Annotated in this window: 23 protein-coding genes; 15 read left to right on the forward strand and 8 right to left on the reverse strand. The window is 62.8% G+C overall.

The annotated features are described in order from the left end of the window. Window positions 1-222 precede the first annotated feature (222 nt). From AXA74_RS07850 to AXA74_RS07855, 3 genes are all read left to right on the forward strand, one after another. Window positions 223-1,431, forward strand: a complete 1,209-nt coding sequence (locus AXA74_RS07850; RefSeq protein ID WP_032957508.1) for a tyrosine-type recombinase/integrase — start codon at window positions 223-225, stop codon at window positions 1,429-1,431. A gap of 111 nt (window positions 1,432-1,542) precedes the next feature. Then, window positions 1,543-1,689 carry a helix-turn-helix transcriptional regulator gene (locus AXA74_RS23860; protein WP_080700865.1) on the forward strand — a complete coding sequence of 49 codons (147 nt, stop codon included), beginning with the start codon at window positions 1,543-1,545 and terminating at the stop codon, window positions 1,687-1,689. 2 nt (window positions 1,690-1,691) lie between these two features. Continuing rightward, a complete protein-coding gene (locus AXA74_RS07855; protein ID WP_080700867.1) occupies window positions 1,692-2,051 on the forward strand; it encodes an AAA family ATPase in 360 nt (119 codons plus the stop codon). A 7-nt stretch (window positions 2,052-2,058) separates the two neighbouring features. Here AXA74_RS07855 and AXA74_RS24145 read toward each other — a convergent pair whose 3' ends face one another. From AXA74_RS24145 to AXA74_RS07865, 3 genes are read right to left on the reverse strand one after another with little or no spacing between them, the layout of a single operon-like run. Further along, a complete protein-coding gene (locus tag AXA74_RS24145; RefSeq protein WP_155271649.1) occupies window positions 2,059-2,229 on the reverse strand; it encodes a hypothetical protein in 171 nt (56 codons plus the stop codon). Then, window positions 2,226-3,083, reverse strand: a complete 858-nt coding sequence (locus AXA74_RS07860; protein WP_446657654.1) for a recombinase family protein — start codon at window positions 3,081-3,083, stop codon at window positions 2,226-2,228. Before AXA74_RS07860 ends, AXA74_RS24145 begins: the two co-directional genes overlap by 4 nt. Then, window positions 3,080-3,331 carry a hypothetical protein gene (locus AXA74_RS07865; protein WP_032978869.1) on the reverse strand — a complete coding sequence of 84 codons (252 nt, stop codon included), beginning with the start codon at window positions 3,329-3,331 and terminating at the stop codon, window positions 3,080-3,082. Before AXA74_RS07865 ends, AXA74_RS07860 begins: the two co-directional genes overlap by 4 nt. Before the next feature lie 204 nt (window positions 3,332-3,535). On the opposite strand from AXA74_RS07865, the gene AXA74_RS07870 reads away from it, so the two are divergent. From AXA74_RS07870 to AXA74_RS07900, 7 genes are all read left to right on the forward strand, one after another. After that, window positions 3,536-3,814, forward strand: coding sequence for a CopG family ribbon-helix-helix protein (locus AXA74_RS07870; protein ID WP_032957511.1), 279 nt, complete (start codon window positions 3,536-3,538; stop codon window positions 3,812-3,814). Next, window positions 3,802-4,092, forward strand: a complete 291-nt coding sequence (locus AXA74_RS07875; RefSeq protein ID WP_032978872.1) for a type II toxin-antitoxin system RelE/ParE family toxin — start codon at window positions 3,802-3,804, stop codon at window positions 4,090-4,092. Before AXA74_RS07870 ends, AXA74_RS07875 begins: the two co-directional genes overlap by 13 nt. Beyond that, window positions 4,093-4,353 (forward strand): hypothetical protein, encoded by a 261-nt coding sequence (locus AXA74_RS07880; protein WP_032978875.1) that lies wholly within the window; start codon window positions 4,093-4,095, stop codon window positions 4,351-4,353. Between the two features lie 11 nt (window positions 4,354-4,364). Next, complete coding sequence (locus tag AXA74_RS24775; protein WP_080700866.1) at window positions 4,365-4,823, forward strand: XRE family transcriptional regulator; 459 nt, start codon at window positions 4,365-4,367, stop codon at window positions 4,821-4,823. 225 nt (window positions 4,824-5,048) lie between these two features. Next, window positions 5,049-5,831, forward strand: a complete 783-nt coding sequence (locus tag AXA74_RS07890) for a HamA C-terminal domain-containing protein (protein WP_032978897.1) — start codon at window positions 5,049-5,051, stop codon at window positions 5,829-5,831. Then, window positions 5,818-9,321, forward strand: coding sequence for a DEAD/DEAH box helicase (locus AXA74_RS07895; RefSeq protein WP_032978878.1), 3,504 nt, complete (start codon window positions 5,818-5,820; stop codon window positions 9,319-9,321). The genes AXA74_RS07890 and AXA74_RS07895 overlap by 14 nt, the downstream gene beginning before the upstream one ends. 156 nt (window positions 9,322-9,477) lie before the next feature. Continuing rightward, window positions 9,478-11,226 (forward strand): ATP-dependent nuclease, encoded by a 1,749-nt coding sequence (locus AXA74_RS07900; protein WP_032978881.1) that lies wholly within the window; start codon window positions 9,478-9,480, stop codon window positions 11,224-11,226. Between the two features lie 470 nt (window positions 11,227-11,696). Here AXA74_RS07900 and AXA74_RS07905 read toward each other — a convergent pair whose 3' ends face one another. After that, the gene (locus AXA74_RS07905; protein WP_029580593.1) at window positions 11,697-12,227 is read right to left on the reverse strand and encodes a GNAT family N-acetyltransferase; all 531 of its coding nucleotides are present in this window, start codon (window positions 12,225-12,227) and stop codon (window positions 11,697-11,699) included. Between the two features lie 196 nt (window positions 12,228-12,423). On the opposite strand from AXA74_RS07905, the gene AXA74_RS07910 reads away from it, so the two are divergent. After that, on the forward strand, window positions 12,424-13,014 hold the full coding sequence (locus tag AXA74_RS07910; protein ID WP_032978884.1) for a dihydrofolate reductase family protein: 591 nt from the start codon (window positions 12,424-12,426) through the stop codon (window positions 13,012-13,014). 248 nt (window positions 13,015-13,262) lie between these two features. Then, on the forward strand, window positions 13,263-14,234 hold the full coding sequence (locus AXA74_RS07915; RefSeq protein ID WP_032978888.1) for a Bug family tripartite tricarboxylate transporter substrate binding protein: 972 nt from the start codon (window positions 13,263-13,265) through the stop codon (window positions 14,232-14,234). Between the two features lie 238 nt (window positions 14,235-14,472). Here AXA74_RS07915 and AXA74_RS07920 read toward each other — a convergent pair whose 3' ends face one another. The 4 genes from AXA74_RS07920 to AXA74_RS07935 all read right to left on the reverse strand — a co-directional run bounded on the left by AXA74_RS07920 (window position 14,473) and on the right by AXA74_RS07935 (window position 18,431). Continuing rightward, on the reverse strand, window positions 14,473-15,357 hold the full coding sequence (locus AXA74_RS07920) for a PhzF family phenazine biosynthesis protein (protein WP_051593942.1): 885 nt from the start codon (window positions 15,355-15,357) through the stop codon (window positions 14,473-14,475). Window positions 15,358-15,437: 80 nt separating this feature from the next. Then, a complete protein-coding gene (locus tag AXA74_RS07925; RefSeq protein WP_032978891.1) occupies window positions 15,438-15,977 on the reverse strand; it encodes a methylated-DNA--[protein]-cysteine S-methyltransferase in 540 nt (179 codons plus the stop codon). A 10-nt stretch (window positions 15,978-15,987) separates the two neighbouring features. After that, complete coding sequence (locus AXA74_RS07930; RefSeq protein ID WP_060833148.1) at window positions 15,988-17,448, reverse strand: AlkA N-terminal domain-containing protein; 1,461 nt, start codon at window positions 17,446-17,448, stop codon at window positions 15,988-15,990. 80 nt (window positions 17,449-17,528) lie between these two features. Then, window positions 17,529-18,431, reverse strand: coding sequence for a LysR family transcriptional regulator (locus tag AXA74_RS07935; protein ID WP_029580599.1), 903 nt, complete (start codon window positions 18,429-18,431; stop codon window positions 17,529-17,531). Window positions 18,432-18,532: 101 nt separating this feature from the next. Between AXA74_RS07935 and AXA74_RS07940 the strand changes: the two genes are divergently transcribed. The 3 genes from AXA74_RS07940 to AXA74_RS07950 are packed head-to-tail and all read left to right on the forward strand — an operon-like array spanning window position 18,533 to window position 21,440. Beyond that, window positions 18,533-19,870 (forward strand): acyclic terpene utilization AtuA family protein, encoded by a 1,338-nt coding sequence (locus tag AXA74_RS07940; RefSeq protein ID WP_029580600.1) that lies wholly within the window; start codon window positions 18,533-18,535, stop codon window positions 19,868-19,870. Beyond that, window positions 19,867-20,202, forward strand: a complete 336-nt coding sequence (locus AXA74_RS07945) for an AtuA-related protein (RefSeq protein ID WP_029580601.1) — start codon at window positions 19,867-19,869, stop codon at window positions 20,200-20,202. The genes AXA74_RS07940 and AXA74_RS07945 overlap by 4 nt, the downstream gene beginning before the upstream one ends. Window positions 20,203-20,258: 56 nt before the next feature. After that, the gene (locus AXA74_RS07950; RefSeq protein WP_029580602.1) at window positions 20,259-21,440 is read left to right on the forward strand and encodes an ABC transporter substrate-binding protein; all 1,182 of its coding nucleotides are present in this window, start codon (window positions 20,259-20,261) and stop codon (window positions 21,438-21,440) included. Window positions 21,441-21,444 lie beyond the last annotated feature (4 nt).

A 21,444-nucleotide genomic window follows, 5' to 3' on the forward strand; every position in this document is an offset into this window, starting at 1 on the left:
GCACTGTCTGGCAAATTTTCGCATCGTCAAGCACGGCGTTTGTATGGCATGGTAGGTGGTGCTATCTGAACCTGATGCCATGTTTGGTGCTTGATACCATGTTGCCTCCGACAGGGCTGGCATGGTATCAAATTGAGATAACGAATTGATCTATAAGGAAATTTAAGGTGAAATGCGAGCGTTTCAGAGCATGGTATTTTGACGTGGAGAATCGCACACACCATGCTGACTGATACCAAGCTGCGCAACCTCAAGCCGAAGGACAAGCTCTACAAAGTGAATGACCGTGACGGCCTCTATGTGGCCGTCACCTCTGCGGGTTCAATCTCGTTCCGCTACAACTACTCAATCCACGGCAGGCAAGAGACCATCACCTTCGGTCGCTACGGTGTCGGCGGCATTACCCTCGCGGAAGCGCGCGAGCGGTTGGGTGAGGCTAAGAAGATGATCGCCGCTGGGAAGTCGCCGGCCAAGGAGAAAGCGCGAGAAAAGGCCCGTGTCAAGGACGCTGAAACGTTCGGGGCCTGGGCAGAAAAATGGCTGCGGGGCTACCAGATGGCGGACTCCACCCGCGATATGCGCCGTTCGGTCTTCGAGCGTGAGTTGAAGCCGAAATTCGGCAATCAGAAGCTGATCGAGATCACCCACGAGGATTTGAGGGCGCTGACCGATGCCATTGTCGAGCGAGGTGCACCAGCGACCGCAGTGCATTCCCGCGAGATCGTATTGCAGGTTTATCGCTGGGCCATTGAGCGTGGCCAGAAGGTACAGAACCCGGCAGAACTGGTTCGACCGACGACCATTGCCAAATTTGAGCCGCGTGACCGTGCGCTGACACCCGATGAAATCGGCTTGATGTACCAGTACATGGAGCGAATCGGCACGACACCATCCATCCGGGCAGCCGCCAAACTGTTGCTTCTAACGATGGTACGCAAAAGCGAGTTGACCAACGCAACCTGGAGCGAGATCAACTTCAGCGAGGCGCTTTGGACAATTCCAAAGGAACGGATGAAGCGACGCAATCCGCACTTGGTTTTCCTCTCCCGGCAGGCGCTGGACATCTTCATCGCCCTCAAGACTTTTGCTGGCGGATCGGCCTATGTACTTCCGTCGCGGTATGACTCGGACCTACCCATGAGCAGCGCCACACTCAACCAGGTGCTGACGTTGACATACCGGCTGGCGCAGAAGGAGGGGAAATCGCTAGCCAAGTTTGGGCCGCATGACCTGCGCCGTACGGCCAGCACGCTGCTGCATGAGGCCGGCTACAACACGGACTGGATCGAGAAGTGCCTGGCGCATGAGCAAAGAGGCGTCCGGGCCGTCTACAACAAGGCCGAATACCGCGAGCAGCGGACAGCGATGCTACAGGACTGGGCGGACATGATTGACGAATGGACGCTCAGGAAGCCAGGTCCGAAGGGATGAGAGCATGGAGCGCTTTCCTGCCTCATGCGATTTTAGCCGCTAAAAAAACGGCATGGCCTTCAGCGGGCAGCCCGGTATGACGGCCAAGTTCCACCCGCCTCGCAGAGCAGGATTCCCGTTGAGCAGCGGGGAGAATTCCCGCGCCGCATTGCGCTAACCAGCCGAAATGTCGTGTGGGACTTGGCTGACGTTGAGGAGTGGATCGAGGCCCGCAAGTTGTCGGGTATCCAAGCTCGCCGCCCTGGATTGGGGGCTTGATCGTGGCCATTGATTTAAGGGCCGCGTTCGACAACGAGCCGCCTTTACTGGACTTTGTATGGCCAGGTTTTCTCGCGGGAACCGTGGGAGCGCTAGTAGCCCCAGGAGCTACGGGCAAGAGCTTCTGGGCATTGGAAGCTGCAATGTCCATCGCGTGCGCCGTCGCCGGTGGGGACCTGGTAGGGATCGCCCCTGAGCGCGCTGGACGCGTGGTCTATTTCGCAGGGGAAGACCCGGAAGTCGCGTTGGTACGGCGAATTCATGCGATAGGCCTGCACCTGAATCAGCAGGCACGCGAAGCTATCGCGCAGAACCTCACCCTTGAGCCAATCATGGGCATACACACTCCACTTAGCTGCTAAATAGCTGTTACTGATTTCGCCGGCGCGCCAGCTCGGCGCGCGCCCATTCGATGGCCTGGCTCATGTCCTGGCGTAGCGCCTCGATCTCCGCCGGCGTGAGCGGGCGAGGGGAGGCTGCCAGCTCCGGGTCGTTGCGGTAGACCTCGGCCATTGCGTCGTCGTGGTGCCGGTCCTTCATGCCTGTTCCTCCGGGTGTCCATCGTCGGCGGCCGCCAGGGCGTCGGCTTCGCTCAAGGCGTCCTCCTGAAAGGCTCCCATATGTTCCGCCTCGGCCTGGCTGACCTCTGCCCATATCCGTTTGACCTGGGCCGGGCTGTAGCCGGCCAGCTCGGCCGTCCTGGTGATGCTATGACCGGATCGGCGCAAGGCGATGACCTGGGCGCGGCGCTTCGGATCGGCCCGCCGGCCCCGGTACTTGCCCGCATTCTTCGCCAGCTCGATGCCTTGGCGCTGCCGCTCGCGGCGGTCCTCGTAGTCGTCGCGGGCCATCTGTAGGGCCAGCTTCAAAAGCATGTCCTGGACCGATTCCAGCACGATCCTGGCGACGCCCTGCGCCTCGGACGCCAGCTCGGACAGGTCTACAACGCCAGGGACGGCCAGGCGTGCGCCCTTGGCCCGGATCGCGGCAACCAGGCGCTCGGCTTCGGCCGGCGGCAAGCGGCTGATGCGGTCGATCTTCTCCGCAATGACCACCTCGCCGGGCTGTAGGTCCGCGACCATGCGCAGCAGCTCGGGGCGGTCGGGCCGTGCGCCGGATGCCTTCTCGCGGTAGACGCCGGCGACATAGTAGCCGGCCGCCCGCGCGCCCTCGATGATGCTTTCCTGGCGTTCCAGGTCCTGCGCGTCGGTGCTGACGCGCAAATAGACGCGGGCGACCTTGAGGGCTGGGGCGTCGTCAAACCTCATCGGCTCGGCCGGCGTCTTGTCGCGGAGCTGGTCGATGGCCTCGGCTTCGGCTTCGGTCAGGCCGCCTGCCTCGCGTGCGATTCCGGCCAGCATCGAACCGACGCGCCGGTCCTTCCTTGTGCTCATGCTGCCTCCTTCACCTGGTCCCACTGGTCGCCGTCCTCGATGCTCACGTCCGCCGGCAGCAAAGCCCTTGCAGCCGCCAGCGCGGCATCCCGGCGATCGTGGCGGCTGCGTTGCTCTGGCACACCATCACGCCAGGCCAAGACAACCCAACTCGTCGGCGGGTATTCAGCGTCGAAAAGGGCCATTTCCATCGCGTCCGCAGCGGATTCACGTTGTCGGCCGATGCGGCCCTGGGAGATTGAGTTCATGCGTCCGGCTCCTTTGGGTATAGGCTAATGCGCCCAGCGTAGCCGACACGGCTCAATTTTGAAATGCCGATTTATATGCGCCTAGTGCATTTCCTCGGCCTTAATGAGCTTTCAAGCGATTTCAGCGCGGCCTCCTCGGGGTGGACGGCAGGGCAGTAGCCGGCTATAGTACCAATAGGTATTACCTTTTGCTACGGAGGTCACATGGCAAGGGCAACATCCATCAAGCTCGATGACGAGCTGAAAGGGCGCGTCCAGCACCTGGCCGAAGCCCGCCGGCGCACGTCGCACTGGATCATGCGAGAAGCCATCGCGCAGTACGTCGAGCGCGAGGAAAAGCGCGAGGCGTTCAAACAGGATGCGCTCCGCGCCTGGGAAGAGTATCAGCGCACCGGCCTGCATCTGACACTTGAGGAAGCCGACGCCTGGCTGGCGAAGCTAGAAGCCGGCGAGGATGCGGAGCTGCCTAAGTGCCACGTCTGATCTGGACGCCGCCGGCGGTGGCTGATGTGCAGCGGCTCTATCGCTTCCTCGCGCCCAAGGATGCCGACGCGGCGCAACGCGCGGTGAAGGCGATCCGGGCCGGGGTCAAGATTCTGGCACATCAGCCACGCATCGGCCGCCCGGTCGAGGACATGGAACCCGAGTTTCGGGAATGGCTGATCGACTTCGGCAACAGCGGCTATGTCGCCCTCTATCGCTTCGACGGGGAGAACATCGCCATTCTTGCCGTTCGGCATCAGAAAGAAGCGGGGTATTGAATGGCACGCCTTTCGGTGACGGTCGATGACGACTTGAAGCGGGATTTTCTCGCGGCCGCGCGTGAGTATGGGTCCAGCGGCGCGGCCCTGGTGCGCGCGTTCATGCAAGCGGTCGTAGACGGCGGCAACGATCTGGATGGCCTGCGCGACCAGGTGCGCACGGACCAGGAACACCCTGCGCCGGCGCGAACGCCGGCGGCCGCGTTGCAGCTCGTGCGCCGGATCACCCTCGACATGCTGACCGCGCCGGCGAGCCAGTGAAGGACCAAGCGATGAGCAATGAACCCTTTGTCAGTGTGTGGGATGCCATCGAGGACACGCCCGCCGGGGCTGAAAACATGAAGCTGCGTTCGGCGCTGATGATGGCCCTGGAAAAGCAAATCCGCGATCACGGATGGACGCCGGCCGAAGCCGCGCGCCATCTTGGCGTGACGCAACCTCGCGTGTCTGACCTGATGCGCGGGAAGATCAACGAATTCGGGCTTGATGCGCTTGTGCGCATGGCCGTCGCTGCGGGCCTGCTCAAGGACGATGTGGCATGGGCACAGCTCAAGGCTTTGCTGGTCGAACGGATCGACGCTGGCCTGGCGGGGCAGGTGTCCGCCAAAGGCGTCGATGAAATTCTTGATGATGAGCTGGCCCAGATCGTTGCCGGCATCACCCCCGACAACCTGCACTCTGAAATCGACGCTGGCCCCGACGTCGGCCGCGAACTGGAACGGTGGAAATAACAAGGGTGGCACACTGGCCACCTTTCTGTATTAGCGATTTCACGTGCCGCTAGCTTCTGGGATGAATGGATATTTCTAAATCGCAATAATAGTTTCAAATAGAATACTATTCGCTAACGGATAGTGCCCTGACTGCGCTCGATTGGATCACGTAATCCAAGTCGGGCTGGAAGCATGCGTGGAATCACACTACGAACGAGGCAGGGATGGTCGATTGGGGGCAGCGTGGAACTGTACGAACGGTGGTGCGAAGCCACGAAAAAGAAGGATAAGCGCAAGTACTACTGGACCTATGTTGAGAGGGAAGGCGGTCGAGACGAGATTCGCGCAGACTTCGCCGCGACTATTCGGTCGCACTACGACCGGCTCGAACGCATAGCCGAAGACGTGAAGCGCCTCGGATATAAGGCCGCAGCGCAGATTCTTAGTGAAGCGTTGCCGCAAACCGCTAAAGGCCGGTCCGGCGATCTCGGCGAAATTCTTGCCACGGAACTGGTCGAGGAAGAGGTTGGCTTACGTGTGCCGGTGCGACGCCTCCGTTATAAGGACGGCCGCAATATGGCCATGCGCGGCGATGACTTCATCGGCGCTGGATACAATGGGGTGGACGAGAAGCTCTGGCTTCTAAAGGGCGAGGCTAAGAGCAACAAGGTGCTTGGCAAGGCCACGGTTACAAGCGCTCGGAAGGTGCTGAACCGCGACAACGGCCGTTGCACGCCCGATTCCCTTCTGTTTGTCGCAAACCGTCTCCTCGAGAGTAATGATCCGGACGACAACGTGCTGGGTCGTAGCCTTCGTGACGAGGTGGGTGTGAAGTCCCTCCGTGCCGACCGCATCGACCATATGCTTTTCACCGTGTCGGGTAACGGTCCTCATGCATCTTTGAAAGAGGACCTCGACGCCGCAGGGACGAATCGTGACCACTACGTAGTAAACGTCCACGTCGCAGATCACCAGGATTTCATCGCAGCCATGTACCAGGAGGCGGAAGATCTTGGAGACGATTGACGAACTAACCACGTTCTTAGCTACCGCGACCGTCGATGGCATCCTTGGACGCTTGCTCTATCGTGGCGCTGCCTGGTCGCTGATGCGCGAGGAAGGCGTGTTACCGGCGAACGCGCCGCCGCTAGGTGCGACGATCGAAACCGATCTTGCCGAACACGGCTTTGCCCTGCTTCGCGGAGCGATGGCCCTGCGCGCTCAGGCCGGTGCGTCGGATCTGACGAGCAAGGCGTTCGAGCGCGCAGCCCACTCCTTCGAAGCCCTGGTGCGCAACGGCGATCCCGAGTCCCCTGATCGCGGTTTTCGCCTCACGATCGCCGCAGCAGCCTATCATCTGGCTGGTTTCTCCGCCGTTGCCTATTCGCTCTTCAACGAGGCCATGGATGATCTCAATGCGTCGCCGGGCGAAACGGCGATTCGGCATTTGATCCTGCGCGATCTTGGCCAGCTGCGCGGATTCGTTCGCGACTGGTTGGACGATCACGCTCACGGAGATGAGGAGATCGCCAAGGCGTTGATGGGCGAAGAGACCGACATCGACGAGGCTCTATCGACAATCCTCAACACGACAATATGCCGGGCGCTGGCGCATTTCGACTTCGCACTGGAGACGGGCGAACCCGAGCCGATCGAGACCGCGCGGGCGCTGCTCGCCACCGCAGTCAGCTTGGCGGACAACGGCGGGAATGTTCCGTTGTGGTGGATATGCAACCTCTGCCGTCACTTGATCGATGACCTCTGGCAGCATTCTCTGCACGAAAACTTGCCCACTGAACCGCCGGAGGGAACGGAGGAAAAATACCCGGATTTGCGCCGGCTATTCATCTCGTCGCTCTTCGCCCGCAAGACGTCCGAGGTGGAGCTATGGCCATCTCAGCGCGAAGCGGCTCGGCGCTCCACGGATGTCACCGACGATCTAGTCGTCGCCCTGCCGACCAGTGCCGGTAAGACTCGCGTGGCGGAGATCGCCGCGCTGATGACCCTGTCGTCGGCGCGCCGGGTGTTGATCGTGACGCCGCTGCGCGCACTGTCCGCCCAGACTGAGCGATCGTTCAGAAAAACATTCGCGCCGCTCGGCTTCAGCGTTTCCTCCCTTTACGGCGCTAGCGGCCTTTCGGCTGGCGATGAAGACGCGCTGCGCATGCGCGAGATCATCATCGCGACGCCCGAGAAACTTGATTTCGCGTTGAGAAGCGACCCCTCGCTGATCGACAATGTCGGCCTTATCGTTCTCGACGAAGGCCACATGATTGGCCCCAGCGAACGCGAGATCCGCTATGAAACCCTCGTGCAGCGTCTGCTTCGGCGCGCTGACGCAGGCGAACGCCGTATCGTTTGTCTATCCGCGATCCTGCCCAGCGGCGATGAGCTGGAAGACCTTACAGCGTGGATACGCTCTGACGAACCGGGCGAGCCTGTGCGTTCCGACTGGCGCCCCACGCGGCAGCGGTTCGGCGCGCTCACCTGGCGGGGCAAGGACGCGCTGCTCCGGCTGGACCTCGACGACGATGGTCCGTTTCTCGACAAATTCGTCGTGGAGAAAGCCGCGCGGGGGAAAGAGAAGAAGCCCTATCCGCGCAAGAACTCGCATCTCGCTCTGTTCGCGGCATGGGAATTCGCCGGTCAAGGCAAGCGGACACTGATCTTCTCCACTCAGGCGAATTGGGTCGAGAGCTACGGTAAACAAGTGGTGGACCTATGCAAACGCGGTTATCTGGACTCACTGTTGGAGGATGAAGCCTCGATTGCCCGCGTTCTAGAGGTCGGCAAGGAGTGGTTGGGCGAAGACCACCCCGCCGTCGCCTGCCTAAAGAGCGGCGTTGCCATCCACCACGGCCGGCTGCCGAGCCCATTCCTTCGCGAACTGGAAGCCCTTCTCTCCGAGGGTATTCTGAAGGTCATCGTCGCGTCGCCGACATTGTCTCAGGGTCTCAACCTCAACGCCGCCGTCCTGCTGGTGCCAGCGTTGTATCGGGCATCCGAGAAGATCACAGGCGAGGAATTCGCGAACGTCGCCGGCCGCGCTGGACGCGCCTTCGTAGATGTCGAAGGCCTTATCGTGCATGTCATGTTCGATAAGGCCGACTGGCGAAAGAAGGAATGGAGGAAGTTAGTGGCCTCCGCAAAGGCCCGGACGCTGAAGAGCGGTCTCATCCAGATCGTCGCCGAAATCCTTGAGAGGCTAGCCCGCGAAGGCGTCCTGGATCGCGATGATGCCTGGGAATATTTGGCCAACGCACGTGAAGCTTGGAGATCGCCCAAGGAAGAGGCCGAAGTCGCCGAGCGACTGGCGACCGGCGCGGAGTATGACGCTGAGGGCGACGATGATGAAGGCGGTGGCGATGACAAAGAGGAAACCATCGAAGAGGAGCCGCTATCACAGATCGTCGAGCGCCTCGACGCAACGGTATTTGGCCTGATCGAAGCACTCGATTCCGATCGCGCCGACCTGCCGAAGCTCTTGGACGAGGCGCTCAAGGGATCGCTCTGGGCACGCCAGATCGCGCGTGAGGACAAGGACGTCGCCCCGCTGCATAAGAAGGTGTTCGAGGCCCGCGCCGATCTCATCTGGAAAACCACCACGGCGCAGGCGCGACGCGGGCATTTCGCCATGGGCGTTGGACTTGAGGCGGGTCTAAAAATCGACGCCATGGCTGACGAGTTGGCCGAACTCCTTGACCGGGCTGACCATGCGGCACTGAGCGGCGACGTTGAGGCACTTGTCGATGCGCTCGGCGGTCTCGGCGAACGTCTGCTGTTCATGCGACCTTTCATCCCCGATAAGGCGAACGCGCTACCGACGAATTGGAAGGCTATCCTGCGTAGTTGGGTGTCTGGCGAGAATGTGGCCAAGATCGGACCGCAGAACATGCGAGTCGTTGAAGAGGCCTTCACCTATCGTTTGGTCTGGGCCTTGGAAGCTGTTCGTACCCGCCGCATGTCACTCGGTTGGTCGCCGGAGACGGTGGCGGGCGGCGCAGCAGCAGCGGTCGAAACTGGCGTCCCGCAATTCATGATGTCGATGCTGATTCGCGCGGGCCTTCCTTCGCGGCGCGCGGCGATGGCAGCGATCGAGGATGCTATGCCGGTCTTCGTCACGCCAGCTGAGATGCGGGCCTGGCTCGAGTCCGACGAGATCACCGCCTACACCGACGCCGGTGACTGGCCCACGCCTGATTCGGCCGCGCTATGGGCGCGGTTCCGGACCGACGCCCTCAGCGGAGGCATTCAGAAATGGTCAGTCGAACATTACAAACGTCTGCTTGACACCGCGATAGCCCCGCCGGCTGGCCTCTATCGCATAGTCACCGACGAGGGTGATGGGCGAACTTGGCTGACAACACCCGACTATCAACGTGTCGGTGCGTTCAAGAAACCGGCGGTTGATCCCAAGCCCAGCCTCTTTTCCGGCCGGTTGCCCGGCGGCACTAGGCTGGTAGAGGCGTTACGTGTGGGGCGCGGCAAGCTGAGATGGCCTCCAGCCGATGCATAGGGGCACAATTTCTGGCGGATGGAACTCATAACGAAATATTCGCTGGGGCGAGCGCCTCGCTCTCAAAGTCAAAAACGCCGTCATCGGCCAAAGCAGTGCCGCGCCGGTTCCGGTGGCATTGGTGTAGGTATCAACTAATAGCACCCGAGGGAAACCATGAAACTTCGCCGCCTGCGCATCCACAATTTCCGGTCTATTGTCGATGCTGACATCGAGGTTCACGACTACACAATGATCGTGGGTGCCAATAACGCGGGCAAGAGCAACATTGTTGCCGCGCTCCGGGCGTTCTATGAGGACTTCAAGCATTCAGGCGACGATCTTCCCAAGATGAAGGGCGTACAGACTGACGAATCCTGGGTTGAACTGACTTTCGATTTGTCCGAAATTGAATGGGAGGGGTTGGCGGACAAATACAAGGCAGGTGTGGCTGGTTACAGCCTCACCGTCCGTCGCTACTTCGCGTCCCCCGAAAAGGAAAGATTTAAGCCAAGCCAAAGCAACATTTACGCCATCATCAATGGTGAGCCCGAGAAAGAATTGTTCTATGGAGCGAAGAACGTCGGTACCGCTAAGGTCGGAAGCGTCATATACATTCCGGCACTCACTACCGCTGCGGAGCAGATGAAAACCAGCGGCCCGTCGCCCTTGCGGGATATGCTTAATCTGATGCTAAAGCGTGTGATCGCGGACAGCCCAGCATTCAAGGAAATGGAAGGCGCATTCGGAAAGTTGAACGACGAGGCATGCGGAGAACAGGGCTTCTTGACTCAGATTTCTAAGCCTATCAACCAATCCATCGAGCAATGGGGCATTCGATTCGACATGGGAGTGAACCCTGTCGCACCGGAGGACATCACTAAGAACCTAATCCGGCATGGCTTCGTGGACGCCATGCTTGGAGAAACATCGTTTGCACTCGATCGTTATGGGCATGGGTTCCAGCGATCATTCCTGTATGAACTTATTAAGCTCGCGCCCAGCTTTACCGAAAGCAAGGTGGCGGGGAAAAAGGAATTCGACCCTGATTTTACCCTCATCCTGTTTGAGGAACCGGAAGCATTTTTGCATCCAGCTCAACAAGAGAATATGGCTTACCACCTGCGCAGGTTGGGAGCGGGGGATGCTCAGCAGGTCATTGTGACCAGCCATTCGCCAATCTTCGTAGGCAAGGTGGCGGACGATCTGTGCCAGATTGTTCGTGTCCGCCGCAATAATGGTGTGAGTAGCATTGGCCAGGTCAAGAAGACCGACCTTGGTAAGGTACTTGGTCAAGGATACGAGTTCAAGAATTGGTTGGAAAATTATGTTAAAGACGCAGCGGTGGCGGAGAGTGCAAAGGGAAACGCCAGGAAACTGCTAAAAGGCGCAACCGAAGACGCGGTGATTGCGGAACAGGAGGAGAGATTCCGCTATCAGCTCTGGTTAGATTCTGAGCGGGCCTCCATGTTCTTCGCCGACCGCGTGCTGCTTGTGGAGGGGGCCACCGAAAAAGCCTTGTTCGCGTGGCTGTTCGCACGGGACTGGCATGACTTGAGCCGCCATCGTGTGGCGATTGTCGATGCGATGGGGAAATACAATCTTCATCGCTATATTGCTCTACTTGAAGGATTCGGCATCCCGTATGGTTTGATGCTTGATGACGATCAGGATAAGGACCACCACAAGGTGGTGAATGAAATGCTGAGGAGTAAGGCTGGCCCAAGTCGCCTTGCGGAGCCTTGTTTCGTCGATAGCTGTATGGAGAAGTTCCTCGGATTGAACTTACCTGTTCGGGACGACCAGAAGCCAGTTCACACTCTGAAGGCTATTGAGGATGGGGGCATAGCTAAAGAAAAGCTCGACGAGCTCCGCAAATTGTTTCTTAAGTCTTTGGCGCTCGAAGCGGAGCCGCTCGTCGCTTAGTAAATGACCATGCCGCTAATCATCATCGAAACCCAAGGCGACTGTGAGCGGTGCATGAACGATCGCATTCGTCGATAAGGCAGATTCTCTAGATTGCTCTTGGTATTTTTCATGGTATCAAAACCACTCTTTGAGTTAAGTTGCTGAATTTCCTACAGAAAACTTGGTTGTTGAGTATGGAGTGGGAGTGGGCCTCATTTTGGTGCGTTTTCTGACCCCACCTGGCAGTGACAGGCAGTAATGAACTAAGCCCGCGATTTTGCGGGCTTTTTTCATGCCTGTGTCGGGCCGATGTCAGGCACTGGCTGGCAGCACTAGGCAGCGGAAAAGGCGGGGTGGGGTGAATGTTTCGTGGCAGGGATGATGGTATCGGACTTGATGCTTGTCCTGATTGCCCGTTTCCACGCTTGCGTCGGGCCCACCGGGTGCAGTGGATCTGTTGGATGTTCGCGGAGTCGGGGGCTCCAGCATCAATGGGTTTGTCTCATCTGCGACGCCCGGTTCCCGGAGGCCGGCTTGCAATGGCGCTCGAGTATTTCACCCGGTAGGCCATCAAAATCTTTGAATTCCCGGGACACAAACCCATTGTTTATGAGGATTTTGCGGGAAGGGAGATTCGCGGGGTCGATGATGGCAAACAGGCTGCGGATGTCGGGCTGTGCTTCTGCCCGGGTCACCAGCATGCTGGCTATTCGGCCGCCGATGCCTTGGCCCCAGTATTCAGGCAAGAGCATATAGCCCAACTCGGCGGTTTCCCGGTTTTCAGCGGACACCGCCAGTTTTGCGAGGCCTATGAAATGCGAAGTCTTTCTCTGCAGAATCCGAAACTGGCCCATATCCGGATGGATGTCATTGTTTGCCAGCAGGTCGGCGTAGTCTTGTCGCGCTTCATCGGCGGGAATGCCTCTTTCGCTGATCATGGCCATGACTTTGGGGTCGCTGACGAGACGGAAATAATCGTCGAAGTCATGGGGGCCGAATTTTTCCAGCATGAATTCCATGGACGCTCCTGAGCGCTTCGGTTGGCGAGGCGGTACGGACTCCGCTTTGTGGCGTTCAATGGCTTTGCGGCCCTGCGTTGCCGGTTGAAGACGGTTTCTGAGGTGCGATTTCCCGCCAAAGCGGTTTACGCTTCAAGTGATTATAGGGCGGTGCATAGTGGGCGCCGTAATCTGACCGAGTGGCGGGAGATGCGCTATGAGCAAGCTGGTGCTTCAAATGCAGATGTCGGCCGACGGCTTTGTCGGTGGCGAGGGGCAGGCCGTCTGGCAGCTCTGGGACTGGGTGGGCGAGTGCCCGTGGGACGCGGCGCTCAAGCGCGATTTCAATCTTTTCTTTCAGGGCGTCGGCACGATTCTCCTGAGCCGGAAGATGGCGGAGGAGGGATATATCGATCATTGGGCGAAGGCGGCGGGGCGCTTTCCCCAGGACCGCTTCTATGCCTTTGCGCGACGGATCACCGAGATCCCGAAAGTCGTGCTGAGCCGCGAGCTCAAGGATTGCCGTTGGGCAAGGACGCGGGTGGCGGGCGGCGACTTGGCGCGCGAGGTAGGCGCGTTGAAGCAAGGCGGCGCGGGGGACATCGCGGTCTTTGGCGGCACCGGCTTTGCATCGGCGCTGGTCGCTGCGGATCTGGTCGACGAGTACCAGTTTTTCATCAATCCGGTCGCGCTCGGCAGCGGGCAGAGGCTGTTTGCCCAATCGGGCTTTCGTCGTTTGAGGCTGCTGGGCTCGGTTGCCTACGGATGCGGCATCGTGGTCAATCGCTATGGGCGGGCGTCGCGGTAATTCGTCCGGACCTGGCGAAGCGGACCCTGTGTCAATGGAGCCATCCGCTATTCGTATAACTGCATTGACGGTTTTCGTATTGTTCTGCCTGGCTCGCTCGCCAAGAATGCAGCCGGTCCGTTTGATTGTCCCTGTGCGTGATATGAGGCGCGTGGCCGATTTCAGCCCATGCCGGTTGGGCGGGGGCGGCCGCGCCGAAGGGGGATGCAGCATCGAACGGCGCTGGAGCGGCATTCAAGGAGAGACAGATGCTTCGTGGGACTGTTGTATTGGCCGGCCTGGCGGCCGCCTTGCTGCTGGGCCTCGGCCAGGGCCATGCCCAGCCGGCGCCGCCGCTGCACATCATCGTGCCTTATGGCCCGAGCGGCCTGGTCGATATTCTGGCGCGCCTGCTTGCCCGCAAGGTGACCGAAAACACGGGCCGTCCGGTCATCGTGGAGAACAAGGCCGGCGCAAGCGGCATCATCGGCGTGCAGGCGTTTCTGGCCAGGGCGGCGCCGGATGGCAATACGCTGCTGTTGCTCGATGACACTATCTACGCGATCAATCCCGCGGTTTATCGCCAGCTACCCTATGACGCCGCCAGGGATTTCGCGCCGGTCACGCAGGCGGTGGAGGGGCCGATGTATCTGATGGCCAATGCCGCCGCCCATATCGATTCGGTGGCGGATTTGATCGCGCAGGCCAGGGCGAGGCCCAAGGCCATCAATTACGGTTCTTCCGGCAATGCCAGCATTCATCACCTGGGGATGGAGCGCCTGGCCCTGGTGTCGGGCATCGCGCTGACGCATGTGCCCTACAAGGGGGTGGCCCAGGCCACGCCGGGGTTGATATCGGGGGATGTGTCGGTCATGTTCGCGGCCCTCACATCGGTGGCCGCCCAGGTGGACGCCGGGCACGTCAAGCTGCTGGCCATCGGTTCCGAAGCGCGGTCGGCGGCGACGCCAGACGTGCCCACGCTTGCGCAGGCCGGCGTGCCGGGCGTGAAGGTGAGCGCGACCATCGGCTTCGCGGCGCGCGCGGGCACGCCGCCCGAGGTGATCGCGCGCTTGAACGAAGCCTTGGTGAACGCCCTGCGCTCCCCCGAGGTGGAGGCGAAGATCGAGGCCTTCGGCGTCCGGGTGGTCGCCAGCCGTTCAGATTTTTTTTCGGAACAAATGGATCAGGACAGGCAGCTGTTCAAGCAGTTGGTGGAGAAGGCCGGGCTGCGGGCCGATTGAGCCGGCGGGCCGGGGGCGGGTGTTTGTTGTGCGCACCGGGATGCCTTGAAGAACAGTGTTTTGAAGCAATGTGGTATTCCATTGCTGCGGTTACGTACCGTCGATAGTCGCATCGAGGACAAAATTGCGGGCTTTCTTGCGAGATGGGCTGTACAGACAGACGGCCGATTGAGTCGATGCAATAGCTGCAATTCCTGGCGCATTCAGAAATGACCCGGTGCTCGCAGGCGTTAACGAATTACACAAGACGGCGCACCGCCCCGGAAATCCGGATGCTGCTGCCGGCCTCGGGCGCGATCTGCGCATGCAGATGGCAGGGCACGCCCATGTCTTCGCCTTGGAAGATGTCGATGGCGCCGCCATGGGGCCATTGGATGTCGCGCAGGTAGCCGCCCAGGGCGGCGGCCGCGGCGCCGGTGGCGGGGTCTTCGTAGACGCCGCCGGAGGCGAAGGGGTTGCGGGCGTGGAAGCGTTGCGCGGTTTCGGCGTGGACGATGGCGATGGTGGCGAAGCCTTGGGCCAGCATGAGGTCGCGCCCGGCGGCCTGGTCGTAGCGCATGTCGGCCAGGCGCTGGCGGCTGGCCAGGGCCAGGATGAGGTGGCGCGCGCCGCCTTCGGCCAGGGCGGGGGGCAGGCGGGGGTCGAGGTCGGCCTGGCGGTAGCCGAAGAGGGCCAGGCTGGCGTCGACCAGTCCGGCCGGCGCGGGTTCGCTGCGGGTGGGCGGCGATTGGAGGATGGCCTGGAGTCTGCCATGGTGTTGCCGGCCTTCGACGCTGATGCGGGCGTGGTTGGTCTGCAGGGGGTAGACGCCGTCGCCGTGCCGGGTGGCCAGGGCGGCGCCCAGGGCGATGGTGGCGTGTCCGCAGAAGGGGACTTCGATTTCGGGGGCGAAGTAGCGCACGCGCCAGGCGTCGGCGGCGGGGCAGGCGAAGGCGGTCTCCGAGTAGCCGACTTCGGCGGCGATGGCTTGCATGATGTCGGCTTCGGGCAGGGTGTCGCAGAGCACGACGCCGGCGGGGTTGCCGCCGAGGTCGCCGGCGGCGAACGCGGCCAGCCGCTGGACGGGATAGCCTTTGATGAGCGCGGGTCCGGAGGCTTGGCGGGGGGAGGAGGATGTGTGCATGGCGGTCCGCGTGGGTGATGGTTGGTTTTACCTGGTCCCGCCGTCATCGGCAAATGGCCGGATGGGCCGCGCCTGGGTGTTCAGAGCGCCGTGCCGGTCTTGGGCAGAAAGAATTTGGCCGTATCGACGCCCTCGAGGGTGAGCAGGCGGATCTTTTTGTGCAGGCCGCCGGCGTAGCCGGTGAGGCTGCCGTTGCTGCCGACGACGCGGTGGCAGGGGATGATGATGGATATGGGGTTGTGGCCGACGGCGCCGCCCACGGCCTGGCCCGCCACGGCGGTCTTGCCCGTTTGTTGCGCGAGCTGGCGGGCGATGGCGCCGTAGGTGAGGGTTTCGCCGTAGGGGATGTCGAGCAGCCGCCGCCAGACGGCTTGCCGGAAGGCGCTGCCTTGCGGCGCCAGGGCAAGGTCGGCGAGCGGGGGCTTCTCGCCCCGGAAGTAGGCCTCCAGCCAGCGGGCGGCCTGTTTGAACTCCGGCCTGCCGGGATCCGGGACGAGGGCTTGCTTGAGCGAGCCGCCGAAGTATTTCTGGCCTTCTATCCAGAGCCCGGTCAGTTGCTGGCCATCGCTGGCGAGAAGAAGGGGGCCGAGCGGGCTGGGGTGGGGGTGGCAGTAGTGCATGGCGGCGGCTTCAGTGCAGGGAGTTCCAGAGGTTGATGGTGGCGTAGCTGCGCCAGGGGCGCCAGCTTTCTGCCAGTTCGGTCATCTGTTTGGGGCTGCGCGGAGCCAAGGCTTTTTTAATGCCGTAGTCGGTGGGCAGGAAGGCGTCGGGCCAGGCCATGGCGCGCATGGCGATGTATTGGGCCGTCCAGGGGCCGATGCCGGGCAGTTGCAGCAGTTTCCGGACTTCTTCTTCGGGCGCGGCGCCGGGGCCGAAGTCCAGGCTGTGTTCGGCCAGCGCCTGGGCCAGCGCGCGCAGGGTGCGGGCGCGGCTGCGGATGATGCCCAGCGGGCCCAGATGGTCTGCGATGTCGCCCGGCAGGGACAGGAGGCGCCGCGGCGACGGAAAGGCGTGGCTCAAGCCCGCGATGCCGGTGGGTACGGGGTGGCCGTAGTAGCTGACCATGCGGCCGGCCAGGGTGCGGGCCGCGCCGACGGTGATCTGTTGGCCGAGGACGGCGCGCACGGCCATTTCAAAGGGATCGAAGCTGCCGGGCAGCCGGGTGCCCAGGGTCTGCAGGCCCGGGGCGAGGGTGTTCATCGCGCTCAGGCCCTGGTGCACGGCCTGGGGGTCGCAGCCCAGGTCGAAGAGGTGGCGCACGCGCGCCAGGACGACGGGCAGCACGGGCAGCAGCGACAGGGAGGCTTGTAGTTCGAGCGCGTTCTTCTTGGGCAGATGGCCGATGCGTATCCAGCCGGTATGGGTCTTGCCGCCGGGGTCATCGATGGCGACGGCCCGGGCATAGCGCGCGTTGTCGATGTGTTCGACGCCGGGGATGGCGCGCGAGGCGAGAAAGCCCAGGATGGCGTCCCATTGATAGGGCGGGCGGTAGCTCAGCGTGAGCGTCAGCGCGCTGGCCGGCTCGCCGCGCTTGCGGCGCCGCAAGGCGGTGGGGACGAGCCGGTAGCGGTTCTTGAACAGCGCGTTGAAGCGCCTGAGGCTGCCGAAGCCGGCGGCCATGGCCACGTCGAGCACGGGCAGGTCGGTGTCGGTGAGCAGGTTCTTGGCCAGCAGCAGGCGGGCCGTCTGCATGTATTGGATGGGCGAGACGCCGAGTTCGGCCTTGAAGACGCGGCGCAGGTGGCGGTCGGTGCAGCCCAGCCGCCGCGCCAGCGTGTCCAGCGTGGCGTCGCTGCCGCAATGGTCTTCGAGCAGCTTGGCGGCCCGGCGGGCCAGGGAGGCGGAGGCGTCGATGCGCGCCTGGCCCGGGGCCAGTTCGGGGCGGCAGATCAGGCAAGGACGGTAGCCAGCCTGTTCGGCCGAGGCGGCGGTCGGGTGGAAACTGCAGTTCTCGGGCTTGGGCACCTTGGCCGGACAGACCGGGCGGCAGTAGATGCCAGTGGAGGAGACGGCGACGAAGAACCGCCCGTCGAACCGCGCGTCCTTCGCCTTGAAGGCGGAATACCATGCCTGGGGTGCGTCGTTGATCATTGGCCTGTCCTCCATGGCGCTTACTCTAGCCAGGAGAGCTTACTTTTTCTCGCCGTTTTCGGACATGGTTGTGAGGCGGCTCAGGCCGGCTGCCTGAGCCCGTCCACGTGGGCCAGCACCATGTCGCACATGGCGCGCGCGGGGCGGGAGAGCAGTTTGTTCTTGCGGGTGAGGATGAAGACTTCGCGTTTGAAGCTGTTGTCTTCGATGGGAAGGATGGCCAGGGTGGGGCGGCGGAACTGGTAGAGCGTGAGCGTGGGGACGATGGTCAGGCCCACGCCGCTTTCGACCATGGCGCTGGCCGTGGCCAGGTGCTCGACTTCGAGCACGGTGTTGAGGGTATGGGGGCCGAAGGCCGCGTCCACGCGCTGGCGCACGCTGCTGTGGCTGACGAAGTTGACGATGGGGTAGCGGGCGATCTGTTCGAGGGTCACGCGCTTGCGCTGCCGCGCCAGGGGGTGGTCGGGCGGGCAGACGAGGTGGAGCTGGTCCCGCCACAGGAGCTGGCGATCGAGTTTGGCGGCGTAGTGGTCCACGGTGGCGATGGCGAAGTCGATTTCGCCGTTGCTGAGCAGTTCGACGCATTCTTGCGACATGCCGTCGCGCAGGACGGTGGTCACGCCCGGATATTGGGCCCGGAATTGCCGGAACACGGGCGGCAGCCAGCTGGCCGCCACGGAGGGCAGGGCGGCGACCTGCACCTTGCCGATGCGCCCGGCCGCGTAGTCTTGCAGGTGTTGCAGCGCGGTGTCGGTTTCGTAGAGGGAACGCCGGGCAAAGGATTCGAACAGTTTGCCGAAGGCCGAAAGCTCGATGTTGCGCGTGTTGCGCACGAAGAGCTGCGCGCCCAGTTCTTCTTCCAGGGATTTGATCAGGGCGCTGAAAGCCGGCTGCGACAGGCCGACGTCGGCCGCAGCGCGGGTGAAGTTCTGGTGGTCGGCGGCACTGACGAAGGCGCGCAGCTGGCGGGTGGAGACGTTCATGCCGATTAATTTGAATTTTGGATTAATGGTTTTGAATTTTCGATTTTACTTCTTGATTGGCGCCGCCCACAATGCGTCCATTCCAACAAGATGACGAGACCATGGTGACGCCGCTCTGGATAGGATGTGGGGCTGGTTTTTCGGGGGATCGCCTGGATGCGGCCCTGCCTGTGGTGCGCACCCTGGCCCGGCGCGACGGGCGCCGGGTGTTGATCCTGGAGACCCTGGCCGAGCGCACGCTGGCCTTGGCGCAGCTGGCCCGCCGCGAGAACCCGCAGGCCGGCTATGAGCCCTTGCTGGAGCCGTTGCTGCGTCCGGTGCTTGAGATCTGTTTGCGCGAGCGCATCGCCATCGTGAGTAATTTCGGCGCGGCCAATCCGCGCGGCGCGGCGCGGCATATCCTGCGCCTGGCGCGCGAGCTGGGGCTGCGCGCGCCGCGCGTGGCCGTGGTGCATGGCGATGATCTCCTGGCGCGCGAGGACGCCGAGGCGGTGATCGGCCAGGCGGGGCTGGCGCGGCCGGCCGCGCTGGTGAGCGCCAATGTCTATCTGGGCGGCGAGCCCATCGCGGCCGCCCTGCTTGATGGCGCGGACATCGTGGTGACGGGCCGGGTGGCCGACCCTTCGCTGGTCTGCGGGCCGGCGCTGGCGCATTTCGGCTGGGCGGCCGATGACTGGGACCGCCTGGGCCCGGCCACCATGGCGGGGCATTTGCTGGAGTGCGGTTCGCAGGTGACGGGCGGCTACTTTGCCGACCCGGGTTTCAAGGAGGTGCCGGGCTTGTGGAACCTGGGGTTTCCGGTGGCGCGGATCCTGCCCGACGGCCATTGCATTGTGGGCAAGGCCGAGGAGACGGGCGGCGTGGTGGATCGCCGCACCGTCATCGAACAATTGCTTTATGAACTGCACGATCCCGCGGCCTATCTGACGCCCGACGTCACGGCCGATATCAGCGCGGCCACGGTCACCGACCTGGGCGGCGACCGCGTGGCGCTGGACGGCGTGCGCGGCCACCGCCGTCCGGACACGCTGAAAGTGAGCGCCTTCTATGAGGGCGGCTGGCTGGGCGAGGCCGAGATTTCCTATGGGGGGCCGCGCGCCGAGGCACGGGCGAGGCTGGCCGCCGATGTCATACGCCGACGCCTCGGCGGGGAGCTGCGCGTCGATCTCATCGGCGTGCAGAGCTTGTTGGCCGACGACGGCGGGCGCCTGATGCGGGTGCTGCCCGATGGCGGCGCGCGCGATGTGCGCCTGCGGGTGGCGGGCAAGTTCGCCGAACGCGGCGAGGCCGACGCGCTGGCGCGCGAGGTCAATGCGCTCTATTGCTGCGGGCCGGCCGGCGGGGGCGGGGTGCGCAGCGCGGTGCGCCGCCGCCTGGAGACGCGCTCGGCCTATATCGACCGCAAACTGGTGGCCGCCGGCCATGAGGTGCTGGCATGACGGCGGCCAAGCGTGTCCATCTGTTCGAGGTTGCGCACGGCCGAACGGGCGACAAGGGCAATCGTTCGAATATCAGCGTCATCGCCTATGACCCGCGCCATTACGGCAGCCTGGTCGCCCAGGTGACCGAGGCGGCGGTGCGCCGCGTGTTCGCGCATCGGCAACCCGGCGAGATCCGCCGCTATCTGTTGCCGCAGCTGGCGGCGATGAATTTCGTCATCGACGACGTGCTGGACGGCGGCGTCAATGACGCCCTCAACCTGGATTCGCATGGCAAGTCGCTGGCGGGATATCTGCTGGACTTGGAGATCGACCTGCCCGGCGACCCGTGAACCGACCACTTATGACAAGCCGCCAAGCACGGCACACCATCCACCGGAGGAGACCTATGAAGACAATAACGCACTGGCTAGTGGCGGCGGCGGCCGCCGTGGCCTGCTCGGCCCAGGCCCAGGACATCAAGATTGCCTACAACGGCGATATTTCGGGTTCGCCTTCGGCCGAGTCGGGCCAGATCGGCGTGCTGGGCATCACGGCCGCGGTGGAGGACATCAACCAGCGCGGCGGCGTGCTCGGCCGCAAGCTGGTCTTCCTGGTGCGCGACGACCTGGGCCAGCCGCCCAAGTCCATCCAGAACATGACCGAGCTGATCGACCGCGAGAAGGTGGCGGTGGTCTTCGGGCCCACCAACTCGGGCAACGCGCTGGCCTGGAAGCACATCGCCAACCAGAAGAAGATGCCGGTGCTGGTCTCCAGCGCGTCCAGCACGGCGATCACCGAGCCGGCCGGCAATCAGCCCAACTATCTTTTCCGCATTTCCATGGTGGACCGGGACCAGGCGGCCGCGCTGGTGGCCTATGCGGCCAAGAGCCCGCAGTCCAAGAAGATCGGTTTCTTCGTGGAGACCACGGGTTATGGCCAGGCCGGCCTGAAGGACATGGAGCAGATCGCCGCCCTGCATGGCATCAAGCCGGCGGTGATCGAGAAGTTCGACGCGCGCGACACGGACATGACCTCGCAGCTGGGCAAGGCCAAGGCGGCCGGCGTGGACACGCTGGTGGTCTGGGCCCAGGCCGCGCCGCTGGGCCACCTGGTGCGCAGCATGGAGAAGATCGACTACATGCCGCGCGTGCTGACGACCTGGGCGGCGTCCTTCAGCGGTTTTCCGCAGGTGGCGGGTAGCAAGCTCATGGAATGGCCGGTGTTCCTGACTACCTCCAGCGAGGCCAAGTCGCCGGCGGCCAAGTCGCTGCTCGAGCGCATCGGCCCCAAGCTGGCCAATCCTTCCATGTTCTGGGCGGCGACCCAGGCCTATGACACGGTGCTGGTCTGGGCCGCCGCCGTCGAACAGGCCAAGAGCCTGGACGGCCAGGCCGTGCGCGGGGCGCTGGAAAACCTGCAACAGCCGGTCGATGGCCTGGTCAAGCAGTACCGGCAGCCTTTTTCGGCCGCCAACCACGAGGGGCTGCAGGCGCAGGATTACCACTGGTCGCGCTGGCAGTCGGGCGTGGTGGTGGATTTCAAGGATCCGGTGCTCGACGCCATGACGCCGGCCGACTTCAAGAAGTAAAGGG

The organism is Bordetella hinzii LMG 13501 (assembly GCF_001548475.1).
Lineage (GTDB): Bacteria > Pseudomonadota > Gammaproteobacteria > Burkholderiales > Burkholderiaceae_B > Bordetella > Bordetella hinzii.

Bases quoted from the DNA above. Each gene is read 5' to 3' on its own strand.
- AXA74_RS07925 (WP_032978891.1), bottom strand. From the start codon at position 15,977: ATGCACTACTGCCACCCCCACCCCAGCCCGCTCGGCCCCCTTCTTCTC.
- AXA74_RS07880 (WP_032978875.1), top strand. From the start codon at position 4,093: ATGGCACGCCTTTCGGTGACGGTCGATGACGACTTGAAGCGGGATTTT.
- AXA74_RS24145 (WP_155271649.1), bottom strand. From the start codon at position 2,229: ATGAAGGACCGGCACCACGACGACGCAATGGCCGAGGTCTACCGCAAC.
- AXA74_RS07920 (WP_051593942.1), bottom strand. From the start codon at position 15,357: ATGCACACATCCTCCTCCCCCCGCCAAGCCTCCGGACCCGCGCTCATC.
- AXA74_RS07950 (WP_029580602.1), top strand. From the start codon at position 20,259: ATGAAGACAATAACGCACTGGCTAGTGGCGGCGGCGGCCGCCGTGGCC.
- AXA74_RS07915 (WP_032978888.1), top strand. From the start codon at position 13,263: ATGCTTCGTGGGACTGTTGTATTGGCCGGCCTGGCGGCCGCCTTGCTG.
- AXA74_RS07935 (WP_029580599.1), bottom strand. From the start codon at position 18,431: ATGAACGTCTCCACCCGCCAGCTGCGCGCCTTCGTCAGTGCCGCCGAC.
- AXA74_RS07930 (WP_060833148.1), bottom strand. From the start codon at position 17,448: ATGATCAACGACGCACCCCAGGCATGGTATTCCGCCTTCAAGGCGAAG.
- AXA74_RS07850 (WP_032957508.1), top strand. From the start codon at position 223: ATGCTGACTGATACCAAGCTGCGCAACCTCAAGCCGAAGGACAAGCTC.
- AXA74_RS07860 (WP_446657654.1), bottom strand. From the start codon at position 3,083: ATGAGCACAAGGAAGGACCGGCGCGTCGGTTCGATGCTGGCCGGAATC.
- AXA74_RS07905 (WP_029580593.1), bottom strand. From the start codon at position 12,227: ATGGAATTCATGCTGGAAAAATTCGGCCCCCATGACTTCGACGATTAT.
- AXA74_RS24775 (WP_080700866.1), top strand. From the start codon at position 4,365: ATGAGCAATGAACCCTTTGTCAGTGTGTGGGATGCCATCGAGGACACG.
- AXA74_RS07865 (WP_032978869.1), bottom strand. From the start codon at position 3,331: ATGAACTCAATCTCCCAGGGCCGCATCGGCCGACAACGTGAATCCGCT.
- AXA74_RS07900 (WP_032978881.1), top strand. From the start codon at position 9,478: ATGAAACTTCGCCGCCTGCGCATCCACAATTTCCGGTCTATTGTCGAT.
- AXA74_RS07870 (WP_032957511.1), top strand. From the start codon at position 3,536: ATGGCAAGGGCAACATCCATCAAGCTCGATGACGAGCTGAAAGGGCGC.
- AXA74_RS07945 (WP_029580601.1), top strand. From the start codon at position 19,867: ATGACGGCGGCCAAGCGTGTCCATCTGTTCGAGGTTGCGCACGGCCGA.
- AXA74_RS07940 (WP_029580600.1), top strand. From the start codon at position 18,533: ATGGTGACGCCGCTCTGGATAGGATGTGGGGCTGGTTTTTCGGGGGAT.
- AXA74_RS07910 (WP_032978884.1), top strand. From the start codon at position 12,424: ATGAGCAAGCTGGTGCTTCAAATGCAGATGTCGGCCGACGGCTTTGTC.